The sequence below is a fragment of the Paenibacillus provencensis genome, from assembly GCF_042678545.1.
GTDB classification, from domain to species: domain Bacteria; phylum Bacillota; class Bacilli; order Paenibacillales; family Paenibacillaceae; genus Paenibacillus; species Paenibacillus provencensis.
Genome location: NZ_JBHTKX010000001.1, coordinates 959,688 through 972,971, shown reverse-complemented (window position 1 = coordinate 972,971; position 13,284 = coordinate 959,688). Strand labels below are relative to the sequence as shown.

Annotated in this window: 20 protein-coding genes; 1 reads left to right on the top strand and 19 read right to left on the bottom strand. The window is 40.7% G+C overall.

Features of this window, described 5'->3' with window-relative positions; genetic code table 11:
* Positions 1 to 83 precede the first annotated feature (83 nt).
* Positions 84 to 437, bottom strand: a complete 354-nt coding sequence (locus ACFQ3J_RS04595) for a Type 1 glutamine amidotransferase-like domain-containing protein (protein WP_311286010.1) — start codon at positions 435 to 437, stop codon at positions 84 to 86.
* A 261-nt stretch (positions 438 to 698) separates the two neighbouring features.
* Between ACFQ3J_RS04595 and ACFQ3J_RS04590 the strand changes: the two genes are divergently transcribed.
* Positions 699 to 1,094, top strand: a complete 396-nt coding sequence (locus tag ACFQ3J_RS04590; RefSeq protein ID WP_091157137.1) for a hypothetical protein — start codon at positions 699 to 701, stop codon at positions 1,092 to 1,094.
* A gap of 193 nt (positions 1,095 to 1,287) precedes the next feature.
* Here the strand turns inward: ACFQ3J_RS04590 and ACFQ3J_RS04585 are convergent, their stop codons facing one another.
* From ACFQ3J_RS04585 to ACFQ3J_RS04500, 18 genes are all read right to left on the bottom strand, one after another.
* Positions 1,288 to 1,815, bottom strand: a complete 528-nt coding sequence (locus ACFQ3J_RS04585) for a GNAT family N-acetyltransferase (protein ID WP_251581396.1) — start codon at positions 1,813 to 1,815, stop codon at positions 1,288 to 1,290.
* Positions 1,816 to 1,889: 74 nt separating this feature from the next.
* The gene (locus ACFQ3J_RS04580) at positions 1,890 to 2,558 is read right to left on the bottom strand and encodes an HAD family hydrolase (protein ID WP_251581395.1); all 669 of its coding nucleotides are present in this window, start codon (positions 2,556 to 2,558) and stop codon (positions 1,890 to 1,892) included.
* A gap of 21 nt (positions 2,559 to 2,579) precedes the next feature.
* Positions 2,580 to 3,605 carry a phosphotransferase gene (locus ACFQ3J_RS04575; protein ID WP_251581393.1) on the bottom strand — a complete coding sequence of 342 codons (1,026 nt, stop codon included), beginning with the start codon at positions 3,603 to 3,605 and terminating at the stop codon, positions 2,580 to 2,582.
* Between the two features lie 2 nt (positions 3,606 to 3,607).
* On the bottom strand, positions 3,608 to 4,066 hold the full coding sequence (locus ACFQ3J_RS04570) for a DUF402 domain-containing protein (RefSeq protein WP_091157144.1): 459 nt from the start codon (positions 4,064 to 4,066) through the stop codon (positions 3,608 to 3,610).
* 12 nt (positions 4,067 to 4,078) lie between these two features.
* The gene (locus ACFQ3J_RS04565; RefSeq protein ID WP_091157147.1) at positions 4,079 to 4,612 is read right to left on the bottom strand and encodes an AAA family ATPase; all 534 of its coding nucleotides are present in this window, start codon (positions 4,610 to 4,612) and stop codon (positions 4,079 to 4,081) included.
* A gap of 39 nt (positions 4,613 to 4,651) precedes the next feature.
* A complete protein-coding gene (locus ACFQ3J_RS04560) occupies positions 4,652 to 5,236 on the bottom strand; it encodes a GNAT family N-acetyltransferase (protein ID WP_251581391.1) in 585 nt (194 codons plus the stop codon).
* Positions 5,233 to 6,099, bottom strand: a complete 867-nt coding sequence (locus ACFQ3J_RS04555) for an arylamine N-acetyltransferase (protein WP_251581389.1) — start codon at positions 6,097 to 6,099, stop codon at positions 5,233 to 5,235. The genes ACFQ3J_RS04560 and ACFQ3J_RS04555 overlap by 4 nt, the downstream gene beginning before the upstream one ends.
* A 91-nt stretch (positions 6,100 to 6,190) precedes the next feature.
* The gene (locus ACFQ3J_RS04550; protein ID WP_251581387.1) at positions 6,191 to 6,772 is read right to left on the bottom strand and encodes an AAA family ATPase; all 582 of its coding nucleotides are present in this window, start codon (positions 6,770 to 6,772) and stop codon (positions 6,191 to 6,193) included.
* 86 nt (positions 6,773 to 6,858) lie between these two features.
* Positions 6,859 to 7,110, bottom strand: a complete 252-nt coding sequence (locus tag ACFQ3J_RS04545; protein ID WP_251581386.1) for a hypothetical protein — start codon at positions 7,108 to 7,110, stop codon at positions 6,859 to 6,861.
* Between the two features lie 208 nt (positions 7,111 to 7,318).
* Positions 7,319 to 7,669, bottom strand: a complete 351-nt coding sequence (locus tag ACFQ3J_RS04540) for a hypothetical protein (RefSeq protein ID WP_251581385.1) — start codon at positions 7,667 to 7,669, stop codon at positions 7,319 to 7,321.
* Complete coding sequence (locus ACFQ3J_RS04535) at positions 7,630 to 8,298, bottom strand: LolA family protein (protein WP_251581384.1); 669 nt, start codon at positions 8,296 to 8,298, stop codon at positions 7,630 to 7,632. The genes ACFQ3J_RS04540 and ACFQ3J_RS04535 overlap by 40 nt, the downstream gene beginning before the upstream one ends.
* Positions 8,298 to 9,047, bottom strand: a complete 750-nt coding sequence (locus ACFQ3J_RS04530) for a sensor histidine kinase (RefSeq protein ID WP_251581383.1) — start codon at positions 9,045 to 9,047, stop codon at positions 8,298 to 8,300. The genes ACFQ3J_RS04535 and ACFQ3J_RS04530 overlap by 1 nt, the downstream gene beginning before the upstream one ends.
* A 57-nt stretch (positions 9,048 to 9,104) precedes the next feature.
* On the bottom strand, positions 9,105 to 9,782 hold the full coding sequence (locus ACFQ3J_RS04525; RefSeq protein ID WP_251581382.1) for a hypothetical protein: 678 nt from the start codon (positions 9,780 to 9,782) through the stop codon (positions 9,105 to 9,107).
* Positions 9,779 to 10,516, bottom strand: coding sequence for a response regulator transcription factor (locus ACFQ3J_RS04520; protein WP_251581381.1), 738 nt, complete (start codon positions 10,514 to 10,516; stop codon positions 9,779 to 9,781). Before ACFQ3J_RS04520 ends, ACFQ3J_RS04525 begins: the two co-directional genes overlap by 4 nt.
* Positions 10,517 to 10,690: 174 nt before the next feature.
* Entirely contained in the window at positions 10,691 to 11,128 is a 438-nt protein-coding gene (locus ACFQ3J_RS04515; RefSeq protein WP_379292284.1) for a hypothetical protein, read from the bottom strand.
* 101 nt (positions 11,129 to 11,229) lie between these two features.
* Entirely contained in the window at positions 11,230 to 11,436 is a 207-nt protein-coding gene (locus ACFQ3J_RS04510) for a DUF6508 domain-containing protein (RefSeq protein WP_379293248.1), read from the bottom strand.
* 131 nt (positions 11,437 to 11,567) lie between these two features.
* Positions 11,568 to 12,053 (bottom strand): hypothetical protein, encoded by a 486-nt coding sequence (locus ACFQ3J_RS04505; RefSeq protein WP_251581380.1) that lies wholly within the window; start codon positions 12,051 to 12,053, stop codon positions 11,568 to 11,570.
* Positions 12,054 to 12,347: 294 nt separating this feature from the next.
* On the bottom strand, positions 12,348 to 13,196 hold the full coding sequence (locus ACFQ3J_RS04500; RefSeq protein WP_251581378.1) for an MBL fold metallo-hydrolase: 849 nt from the start codon (positions 13,194 to 13,196) through the stop codon (positions 12,348 to 12,350).
* Between the last annotated feature and the right edge of the window lie 88 nt (positions 13,197 to 13,284).

Here is a 13,284-nt window from a genome sequence, read left to right as displayed (position 1 = left end):
TTTACTTTAATTGTAAACAAAACTTTATAAATTAATACTTTCGTAAAAACAAAAAAGCCCATCTCATTGATGGACTCAATATGTTATACTCGTTCCCCCAGAAATAAAACATCCAAGACTTGCTCATCCACTTCTTGCTGGTCGTTTATGGACACATAGTGGGACTTTGCTCCAGGCCTTGAACTGACTGTCCTTAATAACACGCCGTCTGCAAAATGCAGCGCAGCTCCGTCATCCACACCATACCCCGGCTTCATCACCCCTTCAGATATGAGCTTGTGGTAGCCTGGTCTTCTGTGGACCTCCCCATCGTAGTGCGGACAGTGGCTTCCTTCTATGAAGCCCAAGCCATTCAGCTTATATACCGAAGCATGTAACGGATCTGTCAGACCCTCTTCAAACCAGCACATGGATCCTGCACTGAGCCCAGCGAGAATTAATCGATTTCAGCTCCCAAGAAGTGCCGCACTAAAATAAGGAAACGCCCTTAGAAAAGCTTCTAGAGGCGTTTTTGATTGTCTGAGGACATGTTAATTTTCTATCAAAACTGAATTCAAGAAATTCATTTAGTAATGTAAATATGTTACAATAAATAGTATAAAATACATTAAATAGAATTTTAGGTCTTTTTATTCTTCAAAAATTTGGCATGAAGAAGCTATGAGTGGGAATACTAATTATTGAAAGGTGGTATTTTAATGATAAAAAAAATAGTTTTGACAACCTTTGTAATAACGATGATTTCTGGAGCGTTCATAACTATAAATTCAAAAAATTCAAATTCTGCAATCAATGCGGATAGTTCCTCCAGTTCAAAACCAACTGCTACAAATGAGACGATAACTACTACTGTTTCCTCGGGTACAGAACTAAAAACTCCAGAAGAGACTAAAGATTTTTATCCCTTAGATCTTAGTGACGTAGGTAAAATTACTACGCACCATGGTAGGTTTACCCGAGTAGTAGAGCAAACTATCTTCGATGAGTCTCAAATTGCACGAGAGATGAAGGAAATTGGTCCAAAGACAATGCAAATCATTCTTGATTACGGAATCTTTTTACGAGAAGAAGAATCAGAATACCGATCTAAATAAAGATTAAAGAAGGAGCAGTTGTCCTCGACAACTGCTCCTTCTTTTTTAGACTATTGTTACTCAACATATCCATTTCCAGATATAGGATCCGCACCTATAACATATAATAAAACAAATATGGAATATATATGAACCATTTTCGTGGAAAAATAAAGTAAAAAGAGTGAATGATAAGCTCACTCTTCTGGTCGTATTATAACTGAATAATCATATGAATATCTTTGGGTTCCTTGCTGAACAGCTCGGCATCAACATTCTTCGTTAATTCACTCCCATTGCTTCGATAGAATGAAACGGCAGATCTTGTCTCTGTCGACGAGATGTACAGAGCTTTGGCACCTCTACGCTTAGCCTCTTCCCCCAGTCTGTTTAACAGCTCGGTTGCAATCCCTTGTCTTCTATATTCTCTGGTCACATACATCAGATCTACTTGCAGCTGATCCAGCTGTTCTCCTCTAGGTTTATGAGCAAGCACTCCGAACCCGACCAATATATCGTCAACAAATGCACCAACCGCCATCCCGCCTTGTTCAAGCTCGTAGAGGAATCTCTCCTCCATTTCTCGCAGTAATATATCGTCCCAATCAGGACACTCATGATCCGTCTTGATCTCAATCATATTATCATCGTCCATTTCATAGATGAGTTCAATATGTTCAGATCGATCAATTTCCTTCAATTGATGCACATCTTGGCATGTAAGAGCACGATAAGAGATCATGATTAATAGCCTCCGCATTTCCAGGATTAATAGTAACAGTAAATTGACCATACTGATTATATGATTCCAGCCTTTTAGACTGGTTGTATATGATCTAAGGTTAAAAAGTGGTTCAGTTCTTCAACGCTGTTCACGATATGAGTTGGCTCCGCTAGCCTCAACTCCTCTTCACTTCCATATCCAAATCCCACAGCAATGGAGTCGATCTTCTGTTGCTGAGCACCGATGATGTCATGTTTACGATCCCCGATCATTACCGTTTGTTCAGGTTGCAGATCGTAAGTCTCCATGAGATATCCGATAATTTCAGCTTTGGCAGATCGGGCTCCGTCCAGTTCGCTTCCACATATGTATTCGAAATATGAGCTAAGCTCGTAATGATCTAATATTTGCTTCGCATAAATTTCCGGCTTGGATGTGGCAATAAACAACCGCATCCGAGGATCATGGCTTAAACGATCGAGTATCTCTCTAACTCCAGGAAACACAGCGTTCTCGAAGAGTCCGGTAACACTAAAATATTCTCGATAATAATCTACAGCAGCTTCGATCTTCGCCTCATCAAATTGATAATAATCTTTGAAGGAAACACGCAGCGGCGGTCCAATAAATATGTCGAGATCATCTAAGCTATCCACGACAATGTTCATTTTGGCAAGCGCGTATTGAACCGACTTTGTAATGCCAAGCTTTGGATCGGTTAATGTTCCATCCAAGTCAAACAATAGATTGGTGTATGACATCTCTAATCTCCTTTTTCACACTCAAGTGTTAAACTCGCGTTGCAACCATTTCTCTAAGGTAGGAATTAATTCAATAAAGTTCTGGATTTCTTTAAGCGTTATAAGAACCTGCTCTTCTCCTCGCTGTTGTCCATGAGCATCCTTACATTCCATATACAAAGATCTTTTCAAGTTATACTCCAGCCAATCTAGCTTCCCTATCAATCCATTATACAGCACAGCACGCCAGTCTATCTCAGTTGAAACTGGGTGCTTTTTGTATCCTCTCATGAATGCTGTGAATTTCTCGGGTATCATTCTACCATTTGCATCTACAGACCAATAGAGTAACGTCTCCGTCATATCCTGCCATTGATTTATGTAACCTGCCGCTTCCCAATCAATTATTACAGGTATATTATGATTCCACATTATATTTTTTGGATCCAAATCTCGATGACTTATAACCCGATCCTTTGCACTTAACATCTTAAATGCAGCCGTTGCTAGAGCGTTCCACTCAAGAAGTAGATCCAAATTCTCTTCTAACATGTTGGCCCAAACTGCGCCAGTGGCCTTTCCTTTATCTGAATAGTAGCTCCAGTTAATAATGGAAACATCGGCAGAAGCAGGATCAACAATACCTATAACCGTAAAATCAACAGCATGAATCCTTGCCAGAAGATCCCCTACTATCTCACAATGACTCGGACGAATTTGAGCCAGGCTCAAACTTTTACCTTCAATCCAATTAAATACGAGCCAAAAGTTGGATCCAATTTGATGTACAGTCTCGTCATCGACTGATATCACTGGCAATGCAGGTATTTCCTTAGCGGCAACCATCATAGCAATACGTTCAGAGTTTTTGTAATTCTGAAGTGCTGTAGGCCTCCGCATAATTTCAGGATTTAACATTTTTATAGCATACGTTCCACGGTCAGCCGCGACAGAATACATCTGATGCAGCAAACCGCCTGTAACCTGTCGTGGTTTCCCCTCAACTTTACCTAGTCGTAGACTATTGCATAGCTCCTGGATTTGAGAAAATATTTGTGCATCAATCATCGTCAAAAATTCTCCTGAGTTATATTAAAGTTTTGCAATACTTCGATCTGCTTTGGAGGAAACACTTTGCCTCTATGTAGATATTTTTCAAGAAACAATTGAACTTGAGTCAAGTGTTTGTTCATATCCTTTGTACAGATTAGACCTTGGCTAACCGCATCTGCATATTCTTCCAGGTCAATCAATCTGTAAGTCGGTCCATTGCCTTCAATAACTATATCTATGTATAAATCAGTTAACACGATCTCAGCGTCATTATTCATTTTGATATCAACTAAATCAACATACCATTCGTTTGTCCATCCCCAAGGTTCGTGAATTATTTTGACACCTTCATGGATAAGAATATAATGGCGAATGACTTTATTGGATAGTTCATCAAAGCGATCAAAGAATGCAACCTCGCTTGTTCCGTATCCTTGAAACTCACCTAATCGTGAAGTGACAGTGAGTGGTTTCAATATTGCCCCTCCTTATAATTTAGTGTAATCCAACTTGCTCATTATGTACTGTGTTATTTCTTCTGCATTGAGTGTTTCTGAATCAATATGTTCTGCGAACTCACTGGCTTTAAGGGCACTCAAGCATTTATCTGTCTGCTGAAACTGCCATCCGCCTACAGTATCTCCTCGAATCGTTAGCCTCTCATGTATCGATGCTTTAGAGGCCATTAGCGTGAAATGATATACTTTATCCAGCTTTTCAAACTCTTGTCTAATGTAATTGTAATTTTGCGGCTTGTATAACGTCATAGGAACAATGAGGTTTCTATCATACTTTAACTTGACCTGCTTCGTGACCTCCACCACGAGCACTCTCCACAAGTCCAAATCTTGAAAATCTCCGCTTCGCTCATGCTCCTGTCTCATAGAATCGGGTATTAACTCCCTCAGCAGATATCCAGACAACTCCGGATCGACAATCATGCTGTTAGGAATAAGCCTTGCTAAATTCTCTGCTTGTGTCGTCTTTCCTGCCCCGAATGCCCCATTGATCATGACGATCATTGCTTTTTCCTCCTGTTGATTATTTCAAAATTTAAGAGCTTATGATTTAGCTCTATTGTTAACGCTATTAATATCATCCCTTAAAATGGCATACATTTTTTGATCCACGAACTCCCCCTTTATTTTCAGCTGACCTCGTAATATCCCTTCCATTTTCATACCCAGCTTTTCCATCGCCCGTGCTGATCCAGCATTATTATCGCTGCACCTGCCCTCAATACGATTAAAACCGAGATGCGAAAAACCATATTCGATAATCAGACGCGTTGCTCCTGTAATTATGCCTTGATTCCAATATGGACGCGAAAGGGCAAACCCAATTTCGGTTCTCTCGTGAGTCAGGTCCCACTGTATAAATCCTGTTCTGCCGATCAGTTTATTCGCGTTCTTATCGATAACGCCCCAGTGATACGCTTCTTGAACATCATATTTGTGTATTAATCTCTCTATAAATATCTTGGAGTCTGTAATGGATCGATGCGTATCCCACAAGGTAAAAATAGTCACAGCTGGATCAGAAGCCAGCTCATAGTATGTATCCACATCCGCCAGTGTTATTTTTCTTAATAACAATGTGCTCGTTTCAAACTCCGGTTCAGTCATAAATAGCTGATCTATGTTCAAGTTTGGTTCCCTCCGCTTCCCCGATCTGCAAAGATATTAACCTTCATATCATTTAATACTTCGATCGCCTCTTCTACAGGCAGCTTGGGTAATCGAAATTCCTCTTCGATTACTTGCCTTATCTGTTGCAAGGAACTTAAGAAATGAACTTCGATTTCTCCACTGCTATATTGAATACTAAATTTATTGTTCACTATAGAGACGCATCTCTTCTGATCCGTTTGATACAATTGACACCTGAATATGGATATGAATGGGGCAGCAGACATGTACGATTTTTTTATGACTTCACGAAAATCATTAATCGTTACTGCTTGGTTTGCATTAAAATGCCATGTCTTCCCATTTTGCTTCCCGTTCGTATAACGAATATATTTGAATTCATTATTATTCAGGTCCACCGGTAATAAGCATACTTCATCCTTACCAAAATGTGCTCCATTATCGTGTTTAGACTCAAAACGCACCGGTTTGAAAAAGGGAGCAGCAGCCCCGACATCCACATAATAGCGATGTTCATCAAGATCCACGATAATGCCGATGTGCTCTTTTCCAAGCATGATATGGTAACAGCTGAATCCTAACTCTCTTAATAAGGTTAACAAGCTGCTATTTAATGTATAGCATGTACCTCCGAAGTTATAGTCCGTATGATTAGTAGTAAACTGCTTTATGTTTGGAATTTCGCTATTCATACTCTTATTTTGATGCAGGGCGAGCAATTTGCTTATATTTTCAAAAGGAAACGTGTTCAAATGCGCCTGACAAATCAGTTCTAAAAACTTGTAGGACGGTTTCTGTAACGGAACATTAAGTATGGATAAATAATTGTTCACCTGATCACTTAATTTTAATTTTTCCATAAGCCTGCCCCCTGTAGATGAGCTATCGATCCGCTGAAATCTATTAAGCTGTCAGCTGCTTACTGATCACATAAAGATTCTAGGGAAGTTGCTACTGGCTTTCAGAGTCATAACAAGTACTTTCAGCAATATGTATAATGCCACGAATGGTTTCAGCAATTTGATCAGAACGAGTTATATGATACAAATAATTAGCTTCACCTTCCAAAGGTGCTGCCACATCGGGATTCCCTTCCTCTGCTTGCTGTCTATTTAGCACCTCTGTAAAAGATGCTGCACTTCTGAATATGGCTGTATTCCGCTGACTATGAGCAACTCTCTCCTCAAGAACATGAGCTGGGAGATCTAAATGAACAATAACACTGATAAATCCCTCTTGATGAAACCTTGTCAGCAAACTTAATCGACTCTTATAGCTTCGATTCGAATTACATAGAATGAGATGATCGTCTGTCCGTTGAACCGCATAATCTACAATGGTTTGAGTGACTGCGAATTTGATATGGTTAGGGCCTTGCTTAGGCAATAAGCTTCTATAATATGTATTGATAAATGCTGCATGATTATCTTGGTCGATAACGAGGGATGGATGGAGCTGCTGCTCCAAAGCTGAGGCAAACGTCGTTTTTCCACTATGCGTCTTACCAACGGTGATAATGACTAACCTGTTCACTTGCATGCCTCCTTCCTTATTTTCCGAACATCTTTCGGCCCGAATTCCCGCATTTGTCAGCTACAAATATTTCTTAAATCCTCTACTCACTGACCCACTATAGCCGCAACGCTCAATCCGTAGGGTCTTGAACCGTGTAATGCTTGCAAGCAAATATTTAAAGTTAAAGTCCCTACTATAGCCCCTTTTTCCTCATAAACAAGTAAAAAGTTCATAGGATCTTGTCTAATTCTATCAATTTGATCTTCAACAACATTCATTTTCCTGCTGTTTGGAACAAGCATTCTATATAGCTCATACAGTTGATCCCTATCCTCTCGTCTAGCTTCACGTATCATACTGAATCAACCCTTCGTATTGTTATATGTGATTCTGCTTATCACGGCCAGCAGTATCATATCCATTTTATTACAGAACGGCTTTACATTGAAAGCTCTAATATGGTTTCGTATTCTATCTCATAATTAGCGCATGAGTGATAGATTACAAACAATCAAAAGAACGACTTAGCATCGCTAAATCGCTCTTGTAGTAGCTATGGTGTTGTTATTCTGATCCGTCCTGATCATCAGACAGTAATTCCGCCCATTCCAGCAGCTGATCAAGTTCGGTTTGAGCGCCCTGCTGATCGGCCATTAGACTGTATCTGAGACCTTCCTCATCCCAGCTGATGATATTGATCTCTTTCATATAATCCCCTTTTTGACCTCTTACCGTGACCTTCTCTCCAAATCCGCCATCCTGAACATCATCCCCAGGAGATTTGAATATAGACAGACTAAGCGGCGTCTTGCCTTGTACCAAGTAATTGATTGTGACTTCATTTCGATTCAGCTCTCCGCTTGCTTCATACATTTCTACGGATACTTGGTCAAAGCCTTCTGATGGCAATTGCAAGAAAGATTGACCTCCTTGGATTTCACAACCATCCAATCTTTTGCATTCACCCAGTATTCCTGTGAACCGATCAAGGTGTTTTCATCCTTTTCTAATGGCATCGCCTTAATATGATACACATCATTTTCGAGCCACTTCTCTTTGCCTACGGTTTCAATGGCATGTGTGCTCCGCATACGTTCGAGCTGGCCAAGCATTTTATCCTTTGGAGAGCTCTGCATCGCTTCGTTCTCAATAGATTTCATGGTGTAGGCTGTATTTTGGGCTTCCTCGTACACGATAACTTGCTGTCCATCATTGACCGAGATGCTCTTGCCCGTATCCGGTGTAACGATCTCATTGCGGTTGTTGCCATTCTCTGCGTTATACCACTCTTTGATGGACATGCTCTCTGTTTCCTGTTCTCCATCAAAAAGACTCATCTCTCCTTCGGCATAATAAGACACGGGCTTATTGCTTTCTTGGATCGCTTTTTCCACCATTTCTTCACCCGTATATGCTAGTGCTTCTCCAGACTGACAGCCTGTTAAAAGCATCCCTGTAAGTAATACGGTTCCGAGTATCCCCATCGTTCCCATCGTCTGTTTCCCTTTACGTGTGTTCACCGTCGAATTCTTGATATATCTCATCAATCTCTCATCTCCTTATTGTTAAGAGGCAACCCGCATACAACTAGTGTTCCATACGGCTCCTCTGACAAAAGTTTGATCGTTCCTTGGTGCTGTTCAATAACTTTCTTCGCAATTGTTAAACCGAGACCAAAACTGCCTGAACCCGCTTGATTTCTGGAGCTCTCTCTTTGATAGAACGGCTCAAACAGCCTGTCCTGAATTTCAAAGGGGATCGACTCACCTTCGTTCTGAATAAGCAGCCATATGTTCTTAACTCGATCATCTAATAGTTGTTCAACTCTAGTTCTAAATGGCGGATTTATCCATTCCGGTACGCTGGAATCAGACGATAACGCTGCAAGATATAGCTTGCTTCCTGGCGGTGAATACTTGATCGCATTCGCGATCAGGTTATCCATCATCCGCAGGATCAGCTGAGGATCGAGTTCAACATTTCCACTCACTGAAATGGATGTTTCCAAATCGATGTTTTTTGTCGATGCCAATGGTTCATAACCGGCAAACAGCATTTCCATGAACTCCTCACTATCGACGAGAGCACGGTCTTTATTCAGTATTTTGGATTCAAGCGATGCATACAGGTTCAGATCATCCAGCATATGTCTCATGCGATCCACCTGACCCATCATGAACGCAAGATACTCCTGTCGTTCTTCTCTTGTTAGTCCATTTGTATCGAGCTCCTCGGCATATGCGCGAATGGAGGTGAGCGGTGTCTTTAGATCATGGGATAGAGCGGCAGTCATGAACGCTTTCTCTTCTTGCTGCTGTGAAAGCTTCTTACGAGAGGCTTCGATAGTTAGTCACATGTCCTCAAAGTGGGTCATAAGCTCTCTCATCTCCCCGCCGCCTCGGTACATAGTTGGAGGCACAGGTTCATTAGCAGCAAAGGAGCTCATCTGCTTCGTGAGTATACGCATGGGAAGAATCAGCTTGCGATGGGTGAGGAGCAGAACAATAATAAATAAAACGGCTATAAATATGCCAAGGATTCCTGCGACCCATACCGTACGGCTTCGTATATCCTCTCTCCACTCATGGCGAGCTAGTGTAATCTGGTAGATTCCAGCCAGGCTGCCGTTCTCAAACACCGGTTTTTTCAATACATAGCTGCGGGGGTTGATCTGCATTTCATACAAATTGCTATACAATCTTTCACTTGCTTGCACAAACCCTGTATATTCACTGTCTTCCATTGAAGAATAGATCGGCACACCATAGGGGTTAAACAGTTCAATCTTTAATGCGTCATTTGTGAGCAAGTCAAGCTCTTGTTCATCCCATACCGTTCTCAAGCGAAAAAGCGCCGGGTTCTGCAAATAGGACTCCGCTGTGGATATCTCCGATGAAGCAGCCATATAATCAGTAAAAGAACGCTGCTCATCCAATTTACCAATCAGCTGAAACAGGGCGATTCCAGCTGCGAGGGGAAGCAGCATAAGAATTAGAAAGGCAATCAGTAGCCATGTTCTCAGCTTCATTGGGGCTCACCGATAAAGCGATATCCGCTGCCCCATACGGTCTGAATATACTTGGGATTTCGGATATTATCCTTCAGCTTCATTCTCAGGCCTTTAATATGCACGGTTACCGTATTTCCGCCGTCTATCGCCTCCTGCTGCCATACATGTTCATACAGCCCACTTTTGCTGAATTGCCGTCCAGGATGCGAAGCGAGCAGCATGAGCAGCAACCATTCCTTGCTCGTGAGAGCTAGAGGTTCATTTTCATACATAGCCTGTTTCAGCACGGGATCAATGGTAAGACCGCCATAATAGGTTAGAATATGTGATTTCTCCTCGGCACCCTTTTGATATTTACGGAATTTTCGCAAGTGAACATCCACTCGCAAAGAGAGTTCAGTTAAGCTGAAGGGCTTCGTAATATAATCGTCTGCACCGAGTCCAAAAGCCCGGACCTTGCTCTCATCTTCACTCCTCGCGCTCATAATCAGAAGAGGAACCTCGCTCTTGAGCCGTATATTTTTGCATAGGGTAAATCCGTCCATTTCAGGCAGCATCAGATCCACCAGGACCAGATCATATTCCCCGCTGCAAAAGTCCTCCCAGCATTCCAGACCTGTGGTTGCCCAGGTTACTGCATAATTCTCCCGCCGCAAATGATCTCTCACAATCCTTCCAATCCCGGGATCATCCTCTACCAGCAGCAGATTGCCTTTAGTTTCAAGATATCCATCGTTGTTTGTCTTCTCCATGCTGTATCCTCCCCTTGACATTCATTCTAAGTTGTCTACCTTCAGACTTTGAAAAGTTAATAAATTCTTTATAAATTGAATCAATTCGTGTAAAAAAGTAAAAGGAGAGATAGATGCTATCCCTCCTTTCTTTATTCATATATTTTGTTTACCTAATAGCATATCGGGTTTGCTTCAATTAAAAATGAATTCAACTCTTGTACCGTCCGGGTATTCTTCTAACTGGTTACCAACCCAGCTGCCCGCTCCCCGATTGTCAGACGGATCTATGTATTCAATGCTGGCTCCATCCCCGCCTTCCACACACATGGCCATGGGCCACTCATCACGATCATAGCCACTCCGCGTCGGGATCCCTTTTAATGACTCTTGTCTGTTCTCATCTGCCCCGCCGCGATCGATTGTACATGTATTAGACAACCCTTCTTTTATTGCGGCTTGGATATGCTCTGCTGTCTCGGGATATTTGTTAACAGGAAAGACTAACTGAACAATATCTTCTTCATTTGAAGCTGAATGTGGTAATGAATCTTCTCCAAGGTACTGTAATGCGCCTGCTAAAATAACCAGCCCGATGATGACTGAAATCGCTGATTGAACAAACTTCTTCAAAGCTCTGCTTCCCCCTAAGTATAATCTGGATGCAATGGTCTTGTTGGATGAGGAGTGTCATAAGCAATTCACTCTTTTTCCATATCCATATGACTGTTTCATCATATATCAAAAAAGTAATTCTTTCCATCTCTCGATGCTAACTGTGTTATATGTCCCTTTAAAATGGCATGTATAAACAACCCTTCATTAAATTGATCACCACGGATGTAGCTGGTCATTAATTTTCCAAGGGCTTCCAAGTCTAATTTCATGATATGGTCTTGAATATCGTGTTCCACATTTCTATAGATCTCATGTGCACTAATCCACGTTCTTTGCTCGTTATTACGGCATCATAAGGCATAGATCATATTCAACTCGCTTTGTTGGGATGTAGTCCCTCACATTACTCCAGTACAATGGTTTTACAATCCAAATCTATTACTTAACACTATCATTATAGCTCGATCAATTCATTTATTTTCGTTGAGAAGCTGCCCCAATCCCCAGAGTACCCTATATGCATACCCCATCCGACTGACCTAAGATTGTTTCTGAGTTCTACAAGTTCATTCATTTCACTGTTCGTTAATTCTGTATTCGGATATCCGGAATAAGTCGGAAACCGTGAAAAATAACCAGACAAGTTCCATAAATCTTCTTCTTGCTCTTTGGAGATCAAGGCCATTTCCTTACCCGTGTCCATCAACGTATTAATTTCCTCATTTATATCCTCTATCTTTTCAATCACGGTGTCGGCTTCTGTCCAATCATTCTCTATTTGATAACCGATGGTACCCTCTAACTGAATCAATTCGTACTGAAGATTGAAAGACATGCCGGAATAGACATCCTCCAAATGATCAGCCCTTGAATAAACATAGGCAATTAAACCTAGATTTAGTAAAACAGAAATGACGATAACAAGGTTTTTGATTTTCATGTTTATCCTTTCTTTTTCCGTATTACTAAATTTCAAATGAGCTCTTTATGCAAATGTATCGTTATCAAATTCTCTTTTCTAGAATTCATCAATTTAATATCGAACGGTTCAAACCCTTGCTTGGTATAAAAGGCTAACCCTCTCGAGTTGGTGCTGTGATATGCTTTATCGTATCCTATTATATCCGTGATGAATAGCGATACCAGCAACCCTAAAGTTAAATTTGAAGTTGTTAAAAATCATGACGACCAACCTTAGATATTTCTTATCTAAAGCTGGTGTCATGATCTTCATTTATTTTGACTTTAATATTTGATCATTAACAAAGGCCTTTAAGAAGAACAGCTCGTCACCCTGAGGGCTCCTATGATTATTTTGCTCAAAACACTCTATAGCTTTATCCAATGATGTGGATTTCACAGCTTTATTGTACGAAACTAGTTCATTCCAAAAACTATTCATCTCTTCAAGATCACAAATGGATTCATGACCAAGTAGAAAATGATTCGCGTCGTATTTTTGAATATCCTCCATCATGGGTAGCAAATGTGATGCTTTGTAATGAAATATAGAATCCGTAGTCGTCCCATATACACAATCACCGAGAAAAATTACTTTTTCATCTGGGATATAAACGATTGTGGAATCATCCGTGTGAGTACTCCTGATTCGTTCCAATACACAAACCTTATTTCCCAAATCAATATGGAGAGACTGTTCAAACACCAAATCTGGAGTGCCTAATTTAAATTGTTCACTTTCCGGTATTTCTAATTGAATAATCTCCATACAATGCGATGTCATATTATTAGATTCTACATACTCTCGAAGAGAGCGATCATCGTATGAGTACCTTCGCCAAACCTCCATTTTTTGATGGGTTAAGCTATTCACAATAATCGACGCATTAAATTCATTCATGCCTAAGAAATGATCCCAATGGGCATGAGTGATCACCAAGTATTTAATAGGCGGTACATTTAAACGTTCGATTTCCTTCAAAAATTCTCTAGCATGTAAAGCAGAATTCCCACCATCGATAACTAGGCTGTATTTTTCTCCACAAACTAACCCCAATGTTGGTCTTTCTTTATCATTTTGATTAGATAGGTAATAGATCGATTCGTTCAATTTATTTAGCATGTCAATTCTCCTCTTCGGATTGATTTCAGATTAAATAAGAGAAAATCTGCATGCTAAATACTCACATCTAGATTTTCTCATCTTATTT